At 45.6% G+C, this 19875-nt stretch carries 20 protein-coding genes and 1 tRNA gene; 13 read left to right on the forward strand and 8 right to left on the reverse strand.

The features are described 5' to 3' along the window. Complete coding sequence (locus NSB03_RS07290; protein ID WP_024986688.1) at window positions 1-207, reverse strand: hypothetical protein; 207 nt, start codon at window positions 205-207, stop codon at window positions 1-3. A gap of 118 nt (window positions 208-325) precedes the next feature. Between NSB03_RS07290 and NSB03_RS07295 the strand changes: the two genes are divergently transcribed. The 5 genes from NSB03_RS07295 (at window position 326) to NSB03_RS07315 (ending at window position 8565) form a co-directional block, all read left to right on the forward strand. Further along, on the forward strand, window positions 326-1963 hold the full coding sequence (locus tag NSB03_RS07295) for an ABC-F family ATP-binding cassette domain-containing protein (RefSeq protein WP_024986687.1): 1638 nt from the start codon (window positions 326-328) through the stop codon (window positions 1961-1963). A 354-nt stretch (window positions 1964-2317) separates the two neighbouring features. Continuing rightward, the gene (locus tag NSB03_RS07300) at window positions 2318-2731 is read left to right on the forward strand and encodes a DUF6769 family protein (RefSeq protein ID WP_128824266.1); all 414 of its coding nucleotides are present in this window, start codon (window positions 2318-2320) and stop codon (window positions 2729-2731) included. Between the two features lie 88 nt (window positions 2732-2819). Next, a complete protein-coding gene (locus NSB03_RS07305; RefSeq protein WP_257466303.1) occupies window positions 2820-4064 on the forward strand; it encodes an efflux RND transporter periplasmic adaptor subunit in 1245 nt (414 codons plus the stop codon). A gap of 127 nt (window positions 4065-4191) precedes the next feature. Further along, window positions 4192-7323 carry an efflux RND transporter permease subunit gene (locus NSB03_RS07310; protein WP_257466304.1) on the forward strand — a complete coding sequence of 1044 codons (3132 nt, stop codon included), beginning with the start codon at window positions 4192-4194 and terminating at the stop codon, window positions 7321-7323. Between the two features lie 48 nt (window positions 7324-7371). Beyond that, window positions 7372-8565, forward strand: a complete 1194-nt coding sequence (locus NSB03_RS07315; protein WP_024986685.1) for a TolC family protein — start codon at window positions 7372-7374, stop codon at window positions 8563-8565. Here the strand turns inward: NSB03_RS07315 and NSB03_RS07320 are convergent. Beyond that, entirely contained in the window at window positions 8560-10023 is a 1464-nt protein-coding gene (locus NSB03_RS07320) for a methyltransferase RsmF C-terminal domain-like protein (RefSeq protein ID WP_121765349.1), read from the reverse strand. The two genes, NSB03_RS07315 and NSB03_RS07320, sit on opposite strands and share 6 nt — an antisense overlap. 108 nt (window positions 10024-10131) lie before the next feature. Between NSB03_RS07320 and NSB03_RS07325 the strand changes: the two genes are divergently transcribed. The 6 genes from NSB03_RS07325 (at window position 10132) to NSB03_RS07350 (ending at window position 14494) form a co-directional block, all read left to right on the forward strand. After that, window positions 10132-10806: a DUF6249 domain-containing protein gene (locus tag NSB03_RS07325; RefSeq protein ID WP_024986684.1), complete on the forward strand. Its 675-nt coding sequence runs from the start codon at window positions 10132-10134 to the stop codon at window positions 10804-10806. Next, complete coding sequence (locus tag NSB03_RS07330) at window positions 10803-11354, forward strand: RNA polymerase sigma factor (RefSeq protein WP_024986683.1); 552 nt, start codon at window positions 10803-10805, stop codon at window positions 11352-11354. The genes NSB03_RS07325 and NSB03_RS07330 overlap by 4 nt, the downstream gene beginning before the upstream one ends. Beyond that, window positions 11335-11664, forward strand: a complete 330-nt coding sequence (locus NSB03_RS07335) for a DUF5056 domain-containing protein (protein WP_024986682.1) — start codon at window positions 11335-11337, stop codon at window positions 11662-11664. Before NSB03_RS07330 ends, NSB03_RS07335 begins: the two co-directional genes overlap by 20 nt. 210 nt (window positions 11665-11874) lie before the next feature. Continuing rightward, window positions 11875-13146 carry a cardiolipin synthase gene (gene cls, locus NSB03_RS07340; protein WP_024986681.1) on the forward strand — a complete coding sequence of 424 codons (1272 nt, stop codon included), beginning with the start codon at window positions 11875-11877 and terminating at the stop codon, window positions 13144-13146. A gap of 48 nt (window positions 13147-13194) precedes the next feature. Next, window positions 13195-13989 carry a thymidylate synthase gene (locus NSB03_RS07345; RefSeq protein ID WP_024986680.1) on the forward strand — a complete coding sequence of 265 codons (795 nt, stop codon included), beginning with the start codon at window positions 13195-13197 and terminating at the stop codon, window positions 13987-13989. Between the two features lie 4 nt (window positions 13990-13993). Beyond that, window positions 13994-14494: a dihydrofolate reductase gene (locus NSB03_RS07350; RefSeq protein WP_024986679.1), complete on the forward strand. Its 501-nt coding sequence runs from the start codon at window positions 13994-13996 to the stop codon at window positions 14492-14494. Between the two features lie 75 nt (window positions 14495-14569). On the opposite strand, the gene NSB03_RS07355 is transcribed toward NSB03_RS07350, so the two are convergent. After that, a complete protein-coding gene (locus NSB03_RS07355; RefSeq protein WP_024986678.1) occupies window positions 14570-15049 on the reverse strand; it encodes an Lrp/AsnC family transcriptional regulator in 480 nt (159 codons plus the stop codon). Between the two features lie 154 nt (window positions 15050-15203). On the opposite strand from NSB03_RS07355, the gene NSB03_RS07360 reads away from it, so the two are divergent. Both NSB03_RS07360 and NSB03_RS07365 read left to right on the forward strand, forming a co-directional pair. After that, window positions 15204-16484, forward strand: coding sequence for an IgA Peptidase M64 (locus tag NSB03_RS07360; RefSeq protein ID WP_024986677.1), 1281 nt, complete (start codon window positions 15204-15206; stop codon window positions 16482-16484). Between the two features lie 37 nt (window positions 16485-16521). Beyond that, window positions 16522-17058 (forward strand): GNAT family N-acetyltransferase, encoded by a 537-nt coding sequence (locus NSB03_RS07365; protein ID WP_024986676.1) that lies wholly within the window; start codon window positions 16522-16524, stop codon window positions 17056-17058. Between the two features lie 176 nt (window positions 17059-17234). Here NSB03_RS07365 and NSB03_RS07370 read toward each other — a convergent pair whose 3' ends face one another. From NSB03_RS07370 to NSB03_RS07390, 5 genes are all read right to left on the reverse strand, one after another. Next, window positions 17235-17705, reverse strand: coding sequence for an ExbD/TolR family protein (locus NSB03_RS07370; RefSeq protein WP_004315772.1), 471 nt, complete (start codon window positions 17703-17705; stop codon window positions 17235-17237). Between the two features lie 3 nt (window positions 17706-17708). Further along, window positions 17709-18302, reverse strand: a complete 594-nt coding sequence (locus NSB03_RS07375; RefSeq protein WP_024986675.1) for an ExbD/TolR family protein — start codon at window positions 18300-18302, stop codon at window positions 17709-17711. A 35-nt stretch (window positions 18303-18337) separates the two neighbouring features. Continuing rightward, window positions 18338-18823, reverse strand: coding sequence for a hypothetical protein (locus tag NSB03_RS07380; protein WP_024986674.1), 486 nt, complete (start codon window positions 18821-18823; stop codon window positions 18338-18340). 6 nt (window positions 18824-18829) lie between these two features. Further along, window positions 18830-19630, reverse strand: coding sequence for a MotA/TolQ/ExbB proton channel family protein (locus tag NSB03_RS07385; protein ID WP_024986673.1), 801 nt, complete (start codon window positions 19628-19630; stop codon window positions 18830-18832). A 71-nt stretch (window positions 19631-19701) separates the two neighbouring features. Beyond that, window positions 19702-19789: transfer RNA gene (locus NSB03_RS07390), tRNA-Ser, on the reverse strand. Window positions 19790-19875 lie beyond the last annotated feature (86 nt).

The raw sequence follows: 19875 nt of genomic DNA on the forward strand, positions 1-19875 counted from the left end.
TCATTTGCCCAAGTCTTCTATATCATTGGCTTGAACGTAGTACTTGCCACCATCAAGTCTTCTACATCTTCTCTCATACTCAAGTAGATGTTTTTCCTCCCCCAAAAAGGTAATAATTGGTACTCTATGCAAACATACTGAAAACATGTCATCATCCTCGGCCACCAGAATCAGTGGACGGAATCCATTGGTTTGTACGCCTTCCATCTTGTTTTACTATTGTCATTTTATCTGTTTTTTAAAGACAGTCTCCCTTTTCAACACGCAAGGCATAAAGAATATTCATATATTTCGCTATCTTTGCGCTTCAAATTAAAAGAATAGTATGATTTCTGTTGATGGATTGGCCGTTGAGTTTGGCGGCACTACTTTATTTAGTGACATTTCCTTCGTAATTAATGAAAAAGACCGCATCGCCCTGATGGGCAAGAACGGGGCGGGAAAAAGTACACTGCTGAAGATTCTGGCGGGTGTACGGCAGCCTACCCGTGGCAAGGTTTCCGCACCGAAAGATTGCGTGGTGGCTTACCTGCCGCAGCACTTGATGACGGAAGACGGCCGGACGGTGTTTGACGAAACGGCACAAGCATTCGCGCATCTGCATGAGATGGAAGCAGAGATTGAGAGGTTGAACAAGGAGTTGGAGACACGGACGGATTACGAGAGTGACAGTTATATGTCGCTGATTGAGGAAGTTTCCGCTTTGAGCGAGAAGTTTTATTCGATTGATGCCACGAATTACGAGGAAGATGTAGAGAAAGCATTGCTGGGACTAGGGTTCAAGCGGGACGACTTCCAGCGCCAGACAAGTGATTTCAGCGGCGGATGGAGGATGCGTATCGAGTTGGCAAAGTTACTGTTGCAAAAACCGGACGTGTTGTTGCTCGATGAGCCGACGAATCACTTGGACATCGAGTCTATCCAATGGTTGGAAGATTTTCTGATTAATAACGGCAAGGCTGTGATTGTGATTAGTCACGACCGCAAATTCGTGGATAATATCACGACACGCACTATCGAGGTGACGATGGGGCGTATCTATGACTACAAGGTGAATTACTCACAATATCTGCAACTGCGCAAGGAACGCCGCGAACAACAACAGAAGGCGTATGACGAGCAGCAGAAGTTTATCGCTGAGACGAAGGAGTTTATCGAACGGTTCAAAGGGACATACTCAAAGACGTTGCAGGTGCAGAGCCGCGTAAAGATGCTGGAGAAGCTGGAGTTGCTGGAAGTGGACGAAGAGGATACGTCGGCATTGCGGCTGAAATTCCCGCCTTCGCCGCGGTCGGGCAGTTATCCGGTGATTATGGACAGTGTAGGCAAGGCATACGGTGAGAAGACGGTGTTCCGCAACGCAAATCTGACGATTGAGCGCGGAGACAAAGTGGCTTTCGTCGGCAAGAACGGTGAGGGTAAGTCTACACTCGTGAAGTGTATCATGCGGGAGATTGAGCATGACGGCACGCTGACGTTGGGGCATAATGTGCAAATCGGATATTTCGCACAGAACCAGGCATCGCTGATGGATGAGAACCTGACGGTATTCCAGACGATTGACGATGTGGCGAAGGGTGAGATTCGGAACAAGATTCGTGATTTGCTGGGTGCTTTCATGTTTGGCGGACCGGAAGAGTCGATGAAGAAGGTGAAAGTGTTGTCCGGCGGTGAGCGGACGCGGTTGGCGATGATTAAGCTGCTGCTGGAGCCTGTCAATCTCCTGATTCTCGACGAGCCGACGAATCATCTCGACATGAAGACAAAGGATATTCTGAAACAGGCGTTACTCGATTTTGACGGGACGCTGATTGTCGTTTCGCACGACCGTGACTTCCTCGACGGACTAGTGACAAAGGTGTATGAGTTCGGCAACCAAAAAGTGACGGAACATCTTTGCGGCATCTACGAGTTCCTGGAGAAGAAGAAAATGGATTCGTTGCAGGAACTGGAAAAGAAATAATATTCTTTAGACAAAAGAACATAAGAATAAAAGAACAAAAGAACAAAGATTGAACAGCAGTTAAATAACTGCAGCAGGAATAATTTTCTAAGCATAGCCTTTATGTTCTTTTGTTCTTATGTTCTTATGTCTGAATTTACCAGCTTATACTTATAACACCCTAATAAATAATAAAAAGAGGGTGATGGCTAGAAAAGAAAATAAAAGTATTTGTATATTTGCGCACATTAAAACTCCTAAGTCAAAGGTACGCAGGATGGAAAAGTAGTTTATGTCTCGGCAACTAAGTTGCGGGAACGCTTGCGGGAAAAAAGAAAAAGAACCACTAAAAAACAAATTCTCTAAAAAGAAAGGATGAAGGGGAAGAAACGAATTATAGTAACTCTGTTGTTTTTTATCAACATTATCATGTTGATGGCAGCCGTTATCCCCCATCACCACCACTCCGACGGAATGATTTGCATGAAGCAGGACTTGCCGGTAGAGCAACAATGCCCCATGCATCATCATCACCACCCGGCAAACGATTCGTGTTGCAGCAACGAGTGTCTGACGCGTTTCCAATCGCCTGTGCCATCCGTACATACGGATAGCGACCCGGATTATGTATTCATCGCTACGCTGTTCACGGATGTAATCATAGAACATTTATTGCGACCGCTAGAGAGACGGGGCAAGAACTACTACGTCTATCGAGACTCTCTGCATGGTACGGACACTCCCCGTGCCACCCCCCTTCGTGCTCCCCCCTACTCTGTTTTTGCATAAAAACGTGAATGCAAATCTGTTGCATCCGCGTTACTTTATCTTTGTAACGTACAAAAAAAACAGTAAAACTTAGTAGGAAATATCACTTATGAAGAAGATTTTTTTGATGGGAATCCTGGGCTTGTTCGCTTTGGGCTCCTGCACTAACAAAAATGCGCAAGGACATGACCACGAAGGACATGACCATAGTATCGTCACACACAACCACGATGGACATGACCACAAAGGGCACAACCACGAAGCGGAAGGTGCCGGGCACTCTCACGAAGGAGAATGTAACGGCGACCACAACGAAGCCGCCAACGCCCACAGCGACGAAATTATTCTTCCGAAAGCGAAAGCTGACGCTGCCGGAGTAAAGGTGAGCATCGTAGAGCCTGCCCCTTTCCGGCAAGTTATCAAAACCAGCGGACAGGTATTGCCTGCACAAGGCGATGAATCCGTAGCCGTAGCCACAGTAGCGGGGGTTGTCTCTTTCCGCGGAAAGGTGACGGAAGGCATGAGCGTAGGAAGCGGCACTCCGTTGCTCACCATTTCTTCGCACAACATCACAGACGGCGACCCGGTGCAACGTGCGCGCATCGCTTACGAAGTCTCAAAGAAAGAATACGAACGCATGAAAGCACTTGTAGCCAACAAAATCGTATCCGACAAGGATTTTGCACAGGCGGAGCAGAATTACGAAAATGCCCGCATCAGCTACGAAGCGCTCGCAAAGAATCATTCGGCAATCGGACAGAATATTACCGCACCCATCGCCGGATACGTGAAGAGTATCCTCGTGAAAGAGGGGGACTATGTGACCATCGGCCAACCGCTAGTCAGCGTGACGCAGAACCGCCGCCTGTTCCTTCGTGCCGAAGTGTCGGAAAAGTATTATCCGTATCTCCACACAATCAGTTCCGCCAATTTCCAGACGCCTTATAATAATAAGGTGTACGAGTTGGGTGCACTGAACGGACGGCTTCTTTCTTTCGGAAAGACATCGGGCGACAACTCTTTCTATGTACCCGTGACTTTTGAATTTGACAATAAAGGCGATGTCATCTCCGGCTCGTTCGTTGAGGTTTATCTGCTTTCTTCGCAACTGGATAATGTGCTTTCCCTTCCCCGCACGGCATTGACCGAGGAGCAGGGAGTGTTCTTTGTATATCTGCAACTCGACGAGGAAGGATACAAGAAACAGGAAGTCACTTTAGGCGCCGACAACGGCAAGAGCGTGCAAATCCTCACCGGAATTAAAGCGGGCGACCGTGTCGTGACCGAGGGGGCTTATCAGATTCGTCTGGCAAGTGCAAGCAACGCCATCCCTGCGCACAGCCACGAGCATTGATTCAACGGATTAGGGGCTAGTGATTAACGAAGACTATCAGTCGGCCAATCATTAACTAAATCAATCACTAACCATTAATCACCAAATAAGTTTATCACTAATCATTAACCATTAATCACTAAATAACGTGCTTAATAAAATCATACATTACTCCCTGCACAACCGCCTGGTTGTGCTCTGCGCGGCCGTTCTCCTGCTCATCGCTGGAACTTACACCGCCATGAATACGGAAGTAGACGTGTTTCCCGACCTCAACGCCCCTACGGTGGTCATCATGACCGAAGCCAACGGCATGGCAGCTGAGGAAGTGGAACAGCTCGTCACCTTTCCAGTCGAAACAGCCGTGAACGGTGCTACCGGTGTACGCCGTGTACGCTCCTCTTCCACCAACGGTTTTTCTGTCGTATGGGTGGAATTTGACTGGGGAACAGACATTTACCTCGCCCGTCAGATTGTCAGCGAGAAACTGGCGGTGGTCAGCGAATCGCTTCCAGTCAATGTCGGCAAGCCGACTCTCGGTCCTCAGTCTTCGATTCTCGGTGAAATGCTTATCGTCGGCCTGACTACCGACTCGACCTCAATGCTCGACCTTCGGACGATTGCCGACTGGACGATTCGCCCTCGCTTGCTGTCTACCGGCGGTGTGGCGCAGGTGGCGGTACTGGGCGGAGACATCAAAGAATACCAGATTCAGCTAGACCCGGAACGGATGCGCCACTACGGTGTCTCAATGGACGAAGTGATGGCTGTCACCCAGGATATGAACCTCAACGCTAACGGTGGCGTGCTCTACGAATTTGGAAATGAGTATATTGTGCGTGGCGTTCTTTCCACGCCAAAGACAGAGGAACTCGGCAAGGCTGTCGTAAAAACGGTGAATACTTTCCCCGTGACACTGGAAGACATTGCCGATGTGAAAATCGGCCCGAAAGTCCCGAAACTGGGAACAGCTTCCGAACGCGGCAAACCTGCCGTACTGATGACTGTCACTAAACAACCTGCCACAAGCACGCTCGAACTGACGGACAAACTGGAAGCTTCGCTGAAAGACCTTCGGAAGAACTTGCCTGCGGACGTGAAAGTATCCACCGATATTTTCCGTCAGAGCCGTTTTATCGAAAGTTCTATCGGCAACGTGAAGAAGTCACTTTTTGAAGGCGGTATCTTTGTGGTTATCGTTCTTTTCCTGTTCCTCGCGAATGTGCGCACAACGGTGATTTCGTTGGTGACACTGCCTATCTCACTGCTTGTTTCTATTCTGACGCTGCATTATATGGGGCTGACCATCAATACGATGAGTCTCGGCGGTATGGCGATTGCCATCGGTTCGCTGGTGGACGACGCGATTGTTGATGTGGAAAATGTGTATAAACGGCTGCGGGAGAACCGCCAGAAACCGGAAGCCAGACGGCTTAGTACGCTCGAAGTGGTGTTCAACGCTTCGAAAGAGGTGCGTATGCCTATTCTTAATTCGACGTTGATTATCGTTGTCAGCTTCGTTCCGTTGTTCTTCCTGAGTGGAATGGAAGGACGTATGCTGGTTCCGCTGGGCATCGCGTTTATCGTGGCGCTGTTTGCTTCGACGGTAGTCGCGCTCACGCTGACTCCGGTGCTTTGCTCATATCTACTGGGCAGCAACAAGACGAACAAGGAGCTGAAAGAGTCTTTCATAGCCCGTTGGATGAAAGGGATTTACGGAAAAGCGCTCACATGGGTACTGGCGCACAAACGGGTGACTTTGGGTAGTACTATCGGACTGTTTGTTGTCACTCTCGGTGTGTTCTTCACACTCGGGCGCAGTTTCTTGCCGTCTTTCAATGAGGGGTCTTTCACTATCAATATCAGTTCGCTGCCGGGTATTTCGCTGGAAGAGAGCAATAAAATGGGGCATCGTGCCGAGGAACTGTTGCTAACGATTCCCGAAATACAGACAGTGGCCCGCAAAACGGGGCGTGCCGAACTGGACGAGCATGCGCTCGGCGTGAACGTGTCGGAAATCGAGGCACCTTTTGAACTGAAAGACCGTCCGCGCAGCGAGCTTGTTGCCGAGGTTCGCGAGAAGTTGGGGACAATCACCGGCGCGAATATAGAAATCGGCCAGCCTATCAGTCACCGTATTGACGCTATGTTGTCCGGTACAAAGGCGAACATTGCTATCAAACTGTTCGGTGACGACCTGAACAAGATGTTCTCGCTCGGCAATCAGATAAAAGAAGCTATCGGAGACATTCCGGGCATTGCCGACCTCAACGTGGAGCAGCAAATAGAACGCCCGCAATTGAAGATTCAGCCGAAACGGGAAATGTTGGCGAAGTTCGGAATTACTTTGCCGGAATTTTCGGAGTATGTCAACGTGGCTCTCGCAGGAAAGGTTATCTCGCAGGTTTATGAGCAAGGAAAGAGTTTTGACCTTATTGTAAAGGTGAAGGACGACGCACGGGACGAGATGGAGAAAATCCGCAATCTGATGGTGGACACCAACGATGGCCGCAAGGTTCCTCTGGACTATGTGGCGGAAGTGGTTTCGTCCATGGGGCCGAATACCATCAACCGCGAAAACGTGAAACGCAAAATCGTGATTTCAGCCAACGTTGCCGACCGCGACTTGCGTAGTGTGGTGAACGACATCCAGAAACGTATCGACACGTCGGTGCAACTTCCTGAAGGGTATCATATCAAATATGGCGGACAGTTTGAAAGTGAACAGGCGGCTAGCCGGACATTGGCGCTGACTTCATTTATCAGTATCGTCATCATCTTCCTGCTGCTTTACCATGAATTCCGCAGTGTGAAGGAGTCCGGCGTCATCTTGTTGAACCTGCCGCTTGCACTGATTGGCGGTGTATTTGCACTGGTCGTCACTACGGGAGAGGTGAGTATTCCGGCTATCATCGGCTTTATCTCTCTGTTCGGTATTGCGACCCGAAACGGTATGTTGCTTATCAGCCACTACAACCATCTGCAAAAGGAGGAAGGACTGAATGTCTACGACAGTGTGCTACAAGGCTCTCTCGACCGTCTGAACCCGATTCTGATGACTGCATTGTCTTCTGCCCTGGCACTGATTCCACTTGCACTGGGTGGCGACTTGCCCGGAAATGAGATTCAAAGTCCGATGGCTAAAGTTATCTTGGGCGGACTCTTAACATCTACGTTCCTGAACGGTTTCATCGTCCCGATTGTTTACCTGATAATGCACCGGCACCAGCGTAGTGCTGGAGCAAGGGTTACTTCCGGCACGTTGCCGTCTGAGGGGTAAGCATCAGTAAAATGTAATACGTACTTAGCAACAAATAACAGAAAAAGTATGAAACGAATTATTATCATAGGTTCTTTGACTGCCACTGCACTCTTTGCCCCAACGGGCGGTGTGCAGGCCCAGAGCAGCATAGAGCAGGTATTAAAAAATATAGAAACGAATAATAAGGAATTGCAGGCGAACGCCCAACTTATTACTTCGCAAAAATTGGAGTCACGAACGGACAATAACTTGCCCGACCCCACACTTTCTTACGCGCATCTTTGGGGTGCGAAAGATAAGAGTGAAACGATTGGTGAGTTGGTTGTTTCACAAAGTTTCGATTTCCCCAGTTTGTATGCAACGCGCAATAAGCTGAATCGGTTGAAGGCAGGAGCTTATGACAGTCAGGCTGATGTTTTCCGCCAAGAGAAATTATTGCAGGCGAAAGAAATCTGCCTGGACATTATCATGCTTCGTCAGCAGAAAAATATCTTGGAAGAGCGTCTGCGTAACGCGGAAGAGCTTGCCAAGATGTACGCCAAACGTCTGCAAACGGGAGACGCTAATGCGCTTGAGACGAACAAGATTAACCTGGAACTGCTGAACGTGAAAACAGAAGCGTCTCTGAACGAGACGGCACTCCGCAATAAGTTGCAGGAACTGAATACATTGAACGGAAATATTCCGGTGGTTTTCGAGGAGAACCAGTACGTGGCTGTACCTTTTCCCTCTGATTATCAGATTTTGAAATCTGAGGTGATGTCCGCAGACCGCACGTTAATGGCACTTGGCAACGAGAGTCTGGTTGCCCGCAAACAGATTGCTGTCAACAAGTCTCAGTGGCTGCCGAAACTGGAGTTGGGATATCGGCGGAATACGGAGACGGGAGTACCGTTCAACGGTGTAGTGGTCGGCTTTTCTTTCCCGATTTTCGAAAACCGGAATAAGGTAAAGATTGCCAAAGCACAAGCGCTGAATATTGACTTGCAAAAGGATAATGCCACATTGCAGATAGAGTCTGAACTGGCACAACTTTATCGGGAAGCTCAAACGCTGCATGCTTCGATGGAAGAATACAGCAAGACGTTCCAGTCACAACAGGACTTGGCATTGCTGAAACAGGCGTTGACGGGCGGACAAATCAGCATGATTGAATATTTTGTCGAAGTATCCGTGATTTATCAAAGCCACCTGAATTTTCTACAACTGGAAAATCAGTACCAAAAGGCGATGGCACGGATTTACAAAAGTAAGCTATAATGTCTTTATCTCATCCGGCAAATATCCGCTGCGGATACGCCACTCCTGTGGATAAAGATTATTTGCACGCTTACCGATATTCTTTACGAAACCGAGAGGAATATTCCGGTAAGTAAGTAAAATATAACCGCGAGGGGCTGTTGCCGGCAAGGCAATAGCCTCTTTCCGTAAATAGGCAATCGCTTGTTCGTAGGTTATATCTTCGGTCGCAAAAACTCCCTGCCGCAATAGCACGGAACTCATCGCCAAAGCGTGGCCGGGAATTAAATCTTTCCCTTTCACCTCTCCTATGCCAACTCCCGCCGATACGATTTTCAAGCTTTGCTTCATAGCTGCCAATTCGTCAACATATTGCTGCGGAAAGACTTGAATCTTTGTTCCCTCTACCGATACTATATATCCGGGGAGTTTCTCTTCATTCAGCCAATTCTTAGCTATATTCAGATGCTCTTTAGAGACAAGTGAAGGGGTTGCCCCACCTTTCTTATCCTTTCTCTTTGCTGCCTTGCTTTTTGAAGAAGAAAAAGCGGGCATGGTATCTTCTTCTGTCTCCGGTTTGCGAAGGACGGCGAGAAAGAAGCCTTCACCTTTGGTTTTGTGCGGAAAGAAATGGTAGACAGGAGCTTTTTGTTCGGAATTTCCAACTGCTTTAGAATCATCAGACCCTTTATATAGAAGATTGCCTGTAATATTCCAGTCTTCCCGGATTTCCAAAGCCAACGGTTCGGCTCCGAATTCCTGCTGAATCCAATGGACGTTTTCTTCATCTTCTTTTGTATTATAGGTACACGTACTATATATAAGGATTCCGCCCGGCTTCAAGCTAGGCCAAATATCTGCGATAATTCTCCGCTGCCGTTGCCAGCATATTTCCACATTCTCCGGACTCCACTCTTCAACAGCCACCGGGTCTTTGCGGAACATTCCTTCACCGGAACAGGGCACATCGGTCAGAATCACGTCAAAGAAAGACAGCAAGGACGAAAAGTCAGCAGGGGCATTATTCGTGACGACTACATCCGGATGTCCCCACTTTGTCAAGTTCTCCGCCAAAACCTGCGAACGGTTTCGGATGACTTCATTAGCAACCAGCAGACTTCCCTCAGGAAGCACGCTACGGGCATGAGTCGATTTCCCACCGGGGGCAGCGCAAAGGTCTAGCATCACCACCGGCTCTGTAACGTATTGCCGGAGCACCTGCTCTACAAACATGGAAGAGGCTTCCTGAACATAATAGCCCCCCGCATGGAACAACGGATCGAACGTAAAAGTAAGACGCTCATCAAGATAAAAGCCATCGGATGCCCAAGGAACCGGGAGAAGCGGAGAGTCCACTCTCAACTTATTCAACCTTATGCTGACAGGCGGTTCCTGCTGGATAGCAACAGCCAGTTTGTCGTATTCTTCGTCACCCAATAAAGAGCGGGTGTAAACTGTAAAAGAAGCGGGTAAATCCATTTTCGTCTAATAATTTGCGCAAATATCAAAAATATTTCGTCTCTTTGCAACTTTCTTGGATATTAACTACGTCTAACAAACAAAGAAACAAATTAAAAAACTATTTATATGAAAAATTTTCTACTTGCTTTGATGGCCATACTGACCACTTGCACATTGGCCATCGCCCAAAATAATACGACTATCAAACATGACTCCGTTGGAAACGTAAAAATTAGTGTAAAGAAAGGCAGCAAAGCGAATACGAACAATACTGCCGTGACAGTGATTGGCGTGGATACTGCGGATGCTGATTCGGCCGAGATAGATGATGATTCAAATAGTGTCAGTCATGGTAGCACCTGTTTTAGCATAGATACGGATAGCGACGATTTTCCATTCAACAAAATTGAAAATACTATCGATGGTGGTATTTTAGTAGCTATTGTCGCCATAGTTGCCGTATTCGGGCTGCCGGTGTTTATTCTGTTTGTCATATTCTTCTTCCGCTACAAAAACCGGAAGGCACGCTACCGCCTTGCCGAACAGGCACTTGCCGCCGGGCAGCCGTTACCCGCGGACTTTATCCGCGAAAACAGACCCGTCGTCGACCAACGCTCACTAGGTATAAAAAATACATTTACCGGCATAGGGCTTTTCATCTTCCTTTGGGCTATCACGAACAAGTTTGGTATTGGTACCATCGGCTTGCTAGTGGCTTTTATGGGCATCGGACAATGGATTATAGGTTACAAGCAGCAACAGAATGAGCCTAACAAAGACAAGAACGAGGAAGAAAGATGAGTCAACTCAACGATATATCGCTAGTCGCACAGGTCGTGGTGTTCAAAAACACCAAGGCCTTCGACCAGTTGGTGGGAAAATACCAGTCGCCTGTCCGGCGCTTTTTCCTGAACCTGACTTGCGGCGACAGCGAATTGAGTGACGACCTGGCACAAGATACATTTATCAAGGCATACACGAACATCGCCTCTTTCCGAAACTTATCCAGTTTCTCTACGTGGCTGTACCGTATTGCTTATAATGTTTTTTATGATTATATTCGCAGCCGGAAAGAGACGGCTGAGTTGGATACAAGAGAAATAGACGCCATCAACAGTACCGAACAGGAGAATGTAGGTCAGAAAATGGACGTCTACCAGTCACTCAAAACGCTCAAAGAAGTGGAAAGAACCTGCATCACGTTGTTCTACATGGAAGATGTAAGTATCGACAAGATTGCGGGTATAGTAGGAATACCGGCAGGAACGGTGAAAAGCCATCTGTCGCGTGGGAAAGATAAATTAGCAATGTATTTAAAACAAAACGGTTATGACAGAAGTAGACAATGATAAGCTCTTGCGGGATTTCTTTGCGGAAAACAAGCAGGAAATAGCGGACAATGGATTCAGTCGCCGTGTCATGCGCCACCTGCCCGACCGCAGCCATCGGCTGGCGCGTATCTGGAGTGCTTTCGTGATGGCGGTGGCAGTGGTGCTTTTCTTTTGGCTGGACGGTTTCGAAGCTGCTTGGAGAACGATAAGGGAAGTGTTCATCGATATGGTTAACCATGGTATCACAAGCCTTGACCCGAAATCAATAATTATCGCTACGGTTGTTCTGCTATTCATGGCAACACGGAAAGTAGCTTCTTGGGCGTAAGCGCCTATCGGAAGGATATATAATTACAAGCCCGGAGAACTTCTGTATATCTCCGGGCTTTTTTTATTCTTCAGACTAAGAAGTCTTCATTAGTTCTTCATTAGCCGGCCGGTCTGTTAAACAATGGTAAATTTACTCTTTCTTCCGGGCAGCCCAAAACTTAGATGTTGTATCTTTGTTGTCATGTAAACTAAAATAGAGAGAAGAGTTTTGAAACTACATATATTTATTTTATTTCTGTTCCTGTCTTTTGTGCGCGCCCAAGCGGATGTTATCGACAGTTTGATGACACAATCCGGAGACTCAATCAGATTAACAAGTGATTCTCTTGTACTGAATTTCCTGAAAGAATCAGGAATTCCGATCTCCGATAACAATAAAGTGAAACTGCTGAAAAGCGGACGGGAAAAATTTATCGATTTATTTGAAACCATACGCGAAGCCAAACACCATGTACATTTGGAATATTTCAACTTTCGAAACGACTCCATAGCCAATGCCTTATTCGATTTGTTGGCAGAGAAAGTGAAGGAAGGTGTCGAAGTACGGGCTATGTTTGATGCTTTCGGCAACTGGTCGAACAATAAACCGCTCAAAAAGAGGCATCTCAAGAAAATACGCGAAAGGGGTATCGAGATTGTCAAGTTCGACCCATTTGCCTTCCCTTACATCAACCATGCCGCCCACCGCGACCACCGGAAAATTGCCGTTATCGACGGAAAAGTGGCTTATACAGGGGGGATGAATATCGCCGATTACTACATCAACGGCTTACCCAAAATCGGAACGTGGCGGGATATGCATATGCGCATCGAGGGGGATGCGGTCAATGACTTGCAAGAAATCTTCCTCACGATTTGGAATAAGGAGACTAAACAGAATATAGGTGGGGAAGCCTATTTGCCGCAACATGAGGGACAGACAGACAGTACCAATATCGTGGCTGCCATCGTCGACCGTACTCCGAAGAAAAATAGTCGTATGCTGAGTCATGCGTATGCAATGAGCATCTATTCGGCACAGAAGAACGTGCACATCGTCAACCCTTATTTCGTGCCGACTTCTTCCATCAAGAAAGCGTTGAACCACTCCATCGACCGGGGAGTAGATGTGACAATCATGGTTTCTTCCGCATCCGACATTCCGTTTACGCCGGATGCTGCGCTTTACAAACTTCATAAACTGATGAAAAGAGGAGCCACCGTCTATATGTACAACGGTGGATTCCATCATTCGAAAATTATGATGGTGGATGACCTGTTCTGCACGGTCGGTACTGCCAACTTGAACAGCCGAAGCCTGCGATACGATTATGAGACGAATGCTTTCATCTTCGACAAGAAAACGACTGCCGAACTGAATACAATGTTTCACAACGACATCGAACACTGTACCCAACTGACACCCGAATTTTGGAAAAAGCGTTCGCCTTGGAAAAAGTTCGTCGGCTGGTTTGCGAATTTATTCACCCCATTTTTGTAATTTTGTACGGAGAATGATTTTCACCACAGATTATGTAATTTATTCATTATGAAACAATACCTGGATTTGCTTAATCGTGTACTTACCGAAGGCACGAAAAAAAGTGACCGCACCGGAACGGGAACCATCAGCGTTTTCGGTCATCAAATGCGTTTTAACCTCGAAGATGGTTTCCCTTGTCTGACAACAAAGAAACTGCATCTGAAATCAATCATATACGAGCTGCTTTGGTTCCTGCAGGGGGACACCAACGTAAAATATCTGCAAGAACATGGAGTACGTATCTGGAACGAATGGGCGGACGAGAATGGTAACTTGGGACACATCTACGGTTACCAGTGGCGTTCATGGCCTGACTACAATGGCGGATTCATCGACCAAATCAGTGAAGTGGTGGAAACACTCAAGCATAACCCGGATTCACGCCGTATTATCGTAAGTGCCTGGAACGTGGCCGATCTGAACAATATGAATCTTCCACCCTGCCATGCGTTCTTCCAGTTTTATGTAGCGAACGGACGGTTGAGCCTGCAACTTTACCAACGCAGTGCGGACATTTTCCTCGGTGTGCCTTTCAACATCGCTTCTTACGCATTATTATTGCAAATGATGGCGCAAGTGACAGGATTGAAAGCCGGCGACTTTGTACATACTTTCGGTGATGCGCACATCTATCTAAACCATCTGGAACAGGTAAAACTGCAACTGTCACGTGCCCCCCGCCCGTTGCCGCAAATGAAAATCAACCCGGATGTGAAAAACATCTTCGACTTCAAATTCGAGGATTTCGAATTAGTTAATTACGACCCTCATCCGCATATTGCCGGAGTAGTAGCTGTATAACCCTATGAGTAAAATATCAATCATCGCCGCCGTAGACCAACGTATGGCAATAGGCTTTCAGAATAAACTTCTTTTTTGGTTACCCAACGACTTGAAGCGTTTCAAGTCGCTGACTACCGGAAATACGATTATAATGGGACGTAAAACTTTCGAATCTCTTCCGAAAGGCGCGTTGCCTAATCGCAGAAACGTGGTATTATCCTCGAATCCGGCAACCGAATGTCCCGGCACAGAAGTTTTTCCTTCACTCGAAGCTGCCCTGCAAAGCTGCCGGGAAGATGAACATGTATATATCATCGGCGGTGCAAGCATTTATCGTCAAGCGCTCCCTTTTGCAGACGAACTCTGCCTGACTGAGATAGACAGCACTGCTCCGGAAGCCGATGTCTATTTTCCGGAAGTCTCTCCGGAGATATGGCAAGAAAAAAGCAGAGAAACTCATCCTGCGGATGAGAAACATCTCTGCTCCTATGCTTTCGTGGACTACGTGAAAAAACAATTATAGACTACGTGAAAAATAATTTGCAGACTATGTGAGATAGTTTGCCTGTTTTCTCTTTCCGTCTGCCCCGAATATTGATTAATCTTCGTCTTCTACGTCGACCATTATAGGCATTTGCCGCTTAATGGCTTCGTGGAAGGAGATTAGCGTTTCCGTACGCGCCAAGCCCAATGGCTGCAACTTATCGTGAATGATACTCAGCAAGTGATGGTTATTCTTGGCGTAAATCTTGATAAACATATCATATTTTCCGGTAGTGAAATGACATTCCACCACTTCCGGGATAGCTTCCAATGCTTTTGTCACCGAATCAAAAGATTCGGGGTCTTTTAGGTATATGCCAATATAAGCACAAGTTTCGTATCCTACTTTTTCGGGGTCAATAACATATTCCGAGCCTTTAAGTATTCCCAAGTTAGTCAGTTTCTGAATACGCTGATGAATAGCAGCACCGGAAACATTGCAAGCTCTTGCCACTTCCAGAAAAGGAATGCGGGCGTTACCTGCTATCAGCTTCAGTATTTGCTCATCTAAAGTATCTAATTGATGATGTCCCATGTTTTTAAATCAAATTGTCTTTGTCAGTGAATCTTTTGTGCAAAGTTAGCGATTTTCCGGCAACAAATACTATGATCTATTACTTTTATTTGTAGGAAGCAGACAAATCAATAATAGTTTGTATCTTTGTAAAAAACATAAATATACCATTTATATGAAACAAATTTGCTGTATCGTTCTATTCTTCTTCATTGTCGTAGAAGTTCATGCACAGAACTTTGCCGACTATTTTCAAAACAAAACATTGCGAGTGGACTATATCTTTACCGGAGATTCCAAGCAACAGGCTATCTATCTGGACGAACTGTCACAGTTCCCTTCCTGGGCGGGTCGCCAGCATCATTTGTCCGAACTTCCGCTGGAAGGCAACGGACAAATCATCGTAAAAGACCTCGCTACCAAACAGTGTATTTATAAGACTTCCTTCTCTTCCCTATTTCAAGAGTGGCTGACCACGGACGAAGCTAAAGGAACAGCAAAGGGATTCGAGAACACATTTCTTCTCCCATTCCCCAAACAACCGGTTGAAGTGGAAGTGGCTCTCTATTCTCCACGTAGAGAAGTTATAGCGAACTACAAGCATATTGTCCACCCTGATGATATTCTGATTCATAAACGTGGCGTGTCACATGCCACTCCACACCGTTATATGCTCCAAAACGGTAATGAGAAAGATTGTATCGATGTCGCTATCCTTGCCGAAGGGTACACTGAAAAGGAAATGGATTTATTTTACCAGGATGCGCAAATAGCCTGTGAAAGCTTGTTCTCACACGAACCATTCCGTTCCATGAAGGATAAGTTCAATATCGTTGCCGTCGCCAGTCCGTCTACGGACAGCGGTGTCAGTGTCCCCCGCGAGAACCAGTGGAAACAAACAGCCGTCCACTCACATTTCGATACTTTCTACTCGGAACGTTATCTGACTACAAGTCGGGTGAAAGCCATCCATAACGCCTTGGCGGGTATTCCTTACGAGCATATTATTATTCTTGCCAATACCGACGTATATGGTGGCGGTGGAATCTACAACTCCTATACGCTGACTACCGCCCATCATCCGATGTTCAAACCGGTAGTAGTCCACGAATTCGGACACAGCTTCGCCGGATTGGCTGACGAATATTTCTATGAGGACGATACAATGACAGATACTTATCCGCTGGATATTGAACCGTGGGAACAGAACATCTCAACGCGAGTGGACTTTACTTCCAAATGGGAGAACATACTCCCTTCCGACACGCCAACACCCACTCCTATTGCTGAAAAGAAAAAATATCCGGTAGGTGTCTATGAAGGGGCTGGTTATTCTGCCAAAGGTATTTATCGCCCCGCCTATGATTGCCGTATGAAAACAAACGGATACCCTGAATTTTGTCCGGTTTGCCAACGCGCCATCCGCCGGGTAATCGAATTTTATATTCCTCAATGATTAGATTATATTTAGTATAAACTTAACCCTCAACCGCATGATTAGACTTCAACCGATTAACACATCGGATTTCCAACATTACAAGTTTATGGAAGAACTGCTTATAGATGCATTTCCACCAGAAGAATACCGCGAGTTGAACCAACTGCGCGAATACACCGACCGCGTGGGCAACTTTCACAACAACATCATCTTTGATGATGACCTGCCTATCGGCTTTATCACCTACTGGGACTTCGACAGTTTCTACTATGTAGAGCATTTCGCCACTAATCCCGCCCTACGAAATTGCGGATACGGGAAACGTACTCTCGAATACCTATGCAACTACTTGAAACAGCCCATTGTTCTCGAAGTTGAACGCCCAATAGAAGACATGGCAAAACGCCGCATCGGATTCTACCAGCGCCAAGGTTTTGTCTTGTGGGAGAAAGACTATTATCAGCCGCCTTATAAGCCGGGAGATAACTTCCTGCCTATGTACTTAATGGTACATGACAATCTTGATCCTGAAAAAGATTATGAAGAAATAAAACATAAACTTCATACAGTCGTTTACGGGGTAAAAGAATAAAAAGGTAAGCACATCAGTAATCACATAAAATGGCTATATACAATCACAATCCTACAACTTAACCAAAGAATAGAAGACTGATAAAATGAAGATTACAAATAAAAGATTAACCAAATAAAGAAAGGGCTTCCAAATGATTTTGGAAGCCCTTTCTTTCATATAGTTGAATTAACTAATTATTTTTCACCACGTTTAGTAGCAGAGTAGTTAATCTTCAAAGCGTAAGATTTTCTAAGAGCATTTTTTACGTCAGTAATAATACCCATCTTAGTCTTTTGGTCTACTTTCAGAGACACAGTCATTTTTGCTGCGTCACCCTCATTCATACTAGCACGTTCCTGGAAGATAAAGTCTTGTACCTCGCCAACTTCAGCGTAGCTGTCGTTGAGCTGAATACGACTTTCAGTACCCATTTTCGCGCGATATTCCTGAGTAGGTTCACCTACATAAATGAATGTCACCAGTGATTTCTTCTCCAGTTTTTCGAGTTCAGTACCTTGCGGAAGTGTAAACTGCACCTTTAATGTTACCTCACGCATTGTTGTTACAATCATAAAGAAGAACAACAAAGTAAAGATAAGGTCAGGCAACGAAGAAGTATTCAATGCCGGCATTTCACGTTTACCAGTCTTATTAAATTTTCCCATTACTTACTTCTTTTTTTCTCCGTATTTTTTAGGTTCTGCCTCAGAAATTCTCTGCGGGAAGATTTCACGAATAGCTTTCTGCTGTTCATCACTCAAATCCGCATAGGGTCTTTGCCATTTTTCCTGAGCTATCTCGTCTCTCAATTCATTATATGCAGCAACGAGTTCGTTCTGCACACTGATGTATGCCTGATAAGAAGATCCACGGTCATTCTGCAAAGAAATTACATGCTTGTCGTTAACCAGATATGTACCGAAAAACTCCACATTTTTCTGTGTCTTTTCAGGCATGTTCTCTGCGTTATTAACGTTAGCAATAAATTCTTTAGCCTTATCTCTCAACTGATCAACGCCGATATAATCATTACCGCACATCAAAGCATCATCCTTATTCAGATAAACCTGCAAGACGTTACGTTCTTTGATCTTATCCGTATTCTGTTGGTCTTGATCTTCGGGTGGCGGTGGCAAAAGTCTTGCCAAACCACGGTCCGTATCCATTGATGTCGTAATCAAGAAGAAGATCAGCAACAAGAAAGCGATATCTGCCGTAGAACTTGAGTTAATATCAGGAACTTTTCTTTTTCCTTTTGCCATTGTTATTACTTATTTAATTGAGTCTCCCCAATTGATTACGATAATTTTTTCTTTATACCACTTGCGATGATTGCAACAATTGTCACAAACAACAAGATGTAAATAGAATAAAGGAACATATCAGTCAGTTTCAGCCAGAAAGGAACGTTGTCCGTACCGCTATAACCCGGAATTTGCATCGGTGTACCGTCACCCATAGACCAAGCTACGACTAAAACAACAACCAAAAGCACCAAACCAAGTAAAGACTTAATTGCATTTGCCGGACTATCTTTCAAAGCTGCGCCAAATTGGAATACAGCAGCAATAACAGTAGCAGCAACAGCCAAACCAAACAATACATAAATAAGAATCAGCAAAGTATTGGTATGTGCCGGTTGCCACATTTCAGGATCTACTCCTACAACAACATCCGCACCCTGAGCATCACCACCGAGATAGAAAAGTCCCAGCACAATGAGGATGACAGCAAACATCGCATACAAAGCATAATACGATATTCTATATGTTAACTTACTCATTTCGAATTATTTTTTGTATTTCAGATCATATTTGATTACCATGTCAAGCAGAGAGATAGAAGAATCTTCCATTTCGCTTGTAAGAGCTTCAATCTTAGCAAGTACGTAGTTGTAGAACACTTGAAGGATCAAAGCAACGATCAAACCGAAGATAGTTGTAATCAAGGCAACTTTCATACCACCAGCAACAACCGTCGGAGAGATATCACCTACCTGTTGGATTTTGTCGAACGCTTGCACCATACCAATTACAGTACCCAAGAATCCGAGTGACGGAGCCATTGCGATAAACAGTGTGATCCAAGAACATCCTTTTTCAAGGTAACCTGCCTGTACACCACCGTAGGATACAACTGACTTTTCAACAACGTCAATACCCTGGTCAATTCTCATCAGACCTTGGTAGTAGATAGAAGCAACCGGACCTCTCGTGTTACGAGCAATGTCTTTAGCAGCTTCAACATCACCTTTTTCCAAAGCAGCTTCGATAGATGCCATAAATTTCTTTGTGTTGATTTCAGCCAAACTCAAATAGATGATACGTTCAATACAGAAAGCCAAACCGATCACCAAAGCGACAGCTACCAAACTCATGAAAGATGCAGTACCTTCAATGAATTTAACTTTCAGTTCTTTGTGAATACCACCTTCTTCTGCAACAGGAGCAACAGCGGTAGTCTCAGCAGCAGGAGCAACAGCTTGTTGTTCAGTTTGTTCTGCTGCAGGAGCATCTTGAGCCTGAGCAAGTTGAATAGAGCCAAATGTAAAGGCACCAATCACAGCAACAATTGCGAATAACTTTTTCATTGTGTGTCTAATTTTTAAGATTAATTAATTGATTATTATTGTTATTACTTCTCGTTCCGTTTTCAATTCTGCGGAGAGACGGGGATTCGAACCCCGGATACGCTTTAGGCGTATACACGCTTTCCAGGCGTGCCTCTTCAACCACTCGAGCATCTCTCCTTATAAGTTTTCCGCATTTTCAGCTACAAATGTATCCTTTTTTTTCTTTTCTTGAAGCATTATCTCTTTTTTATCTTGAATAAATA

The organism is Bacteroides acidifaciens, from assembly GCF_024623065.1.
Taxonomy (GTDB): Bacteria; Bacteroidota; Bacteroidia; order Bacteroidales; family Bacteroidaceae; genus Bacteroides; species Bacteroides acidifaciens.

Bases quoted from the DNA above. Each gene is read 5' to 3' on its own strand.
- NSB03_RS07370 (WP_004315772.1), bottom strand. From the start codon at position 17,705: ATGGGAAAATTTAATAAGACTGGTAAACGTGAAATGCCGGCATTGAAT.
- NSB03_RS07335 (WP_024986682.1), top strand. From the start codon at position 11,335: ATGACAGAAGTAGACAATGATAAGCTCTTGCGGGATTTCTTTGCGGAA.
- NSB03_RS07320 (WP_121765349.1), bottom strand. From the start codon at position 10,023: ATGGATTTACCCGCTTCTTTTACAGTTTACACCCGCTCTTTATTGGGT.
- NSB03_RS07365 (WP_024986676.1), top strand. From the start codon at position 16,522: ATGATTAGACTTCAACCGATTAACACATCGGATTTCCAACATTACAAG.
- NSB03_RS07305 (WP_257466303.1), top strand. From the start codon at position 2,820: ATGAAGAAGATTTTTTTGATGGGAATCCTGGGCTTGTTCGCTTTGGGC.
- NSB03_RS07380 (WP_024986674.1), bottom strand. From the start codon at position 18,823: ATGAGTAAGTTAACATATAGAATATCGTATTATGCTTTGTATGCGATG.
- NSB03_RS07330 (WP_024986683.1), top strand. From the start codon at position 10,803: ATGAGTCAACTCAACGATATATCGCTAGTCGCACAGGTCGTGGTGTTC.
- NSB03_RS07290 (WP_024986688.1), bottom strand. From the start codon at position 207: ATGGAAGGCGTACAAACCAATGGATTCCGTCCACTGATTCTGGTGGCC.
- NSB03_RS07300 (WP_128824266.1), top strand. From the start codon at position 2,318: ATGAAGGGGAAGAAACGAATTATAGTAACTCTGTTGTTTTTTATCAAC.
- NSB03_RS07315 (WP_024986685.1), top strand. From the start codon at position 7,372: ATGAAACGAATTATTATCATAGGTTCTTTGACTGCCACTGCACTCTTT.
- NSB03_RS07375 (WP_024986675.1), bottom strand. From the start codon at position 18,302: ATGGCAAAAGGAAAAAGAAAAGTTCCTGATATTAACTCAAGTTCTACG.
- NSB03_RS07295 (WP_024986687.1), top strand. From the start codon at position 326: ATGATTTCTGTTGATGGATTGGCCGTTGAGTTTGGCGGCACTACTTTA.
- NSB03_RS07360 (WP_024986677.1), top strand. From the start codon at position 15,204: ATGAAACAAATTTGCTGTATCGTTCTATTCTTCTTCATTGTCGTAGAA.
- NSB03_RS07325 (WP_024986684.1), top strand. From the start codon at position 10,132: ATGAAAAATTTTCTACTTGCTTTGATGGCCATACTGACCACTTGCACA.
- NSB03_RS07350 (WP_024986679.1), top strand. From the start codon at position 13,994: ATGAGTAAAATATCAATCATCGCCGCCGTAGACCAACGTATGGCAATA.
- NSB03_RS07385 (WP_024986673.1), bottom strand. From the start codon at position 19,630: ATGAAAAAGTTATTCGCAATTGTTGCTGTGATTGGTGCCTTTACATTT.
- NSB03_RS07345 (WP_024986680.1), top strand. From the start codon at position 13,195: ATGAAACAATACCTGGATTTGCTTAATCGTGTACTTACCGAAGGCACG.
- NSB03_RS07355 (WP_024986678.1), bottom strand. From the start codon at position 15,049: ATGGGACATCATCAATTAGATACTTTAGATGAGCAAATACTGAAGCTG.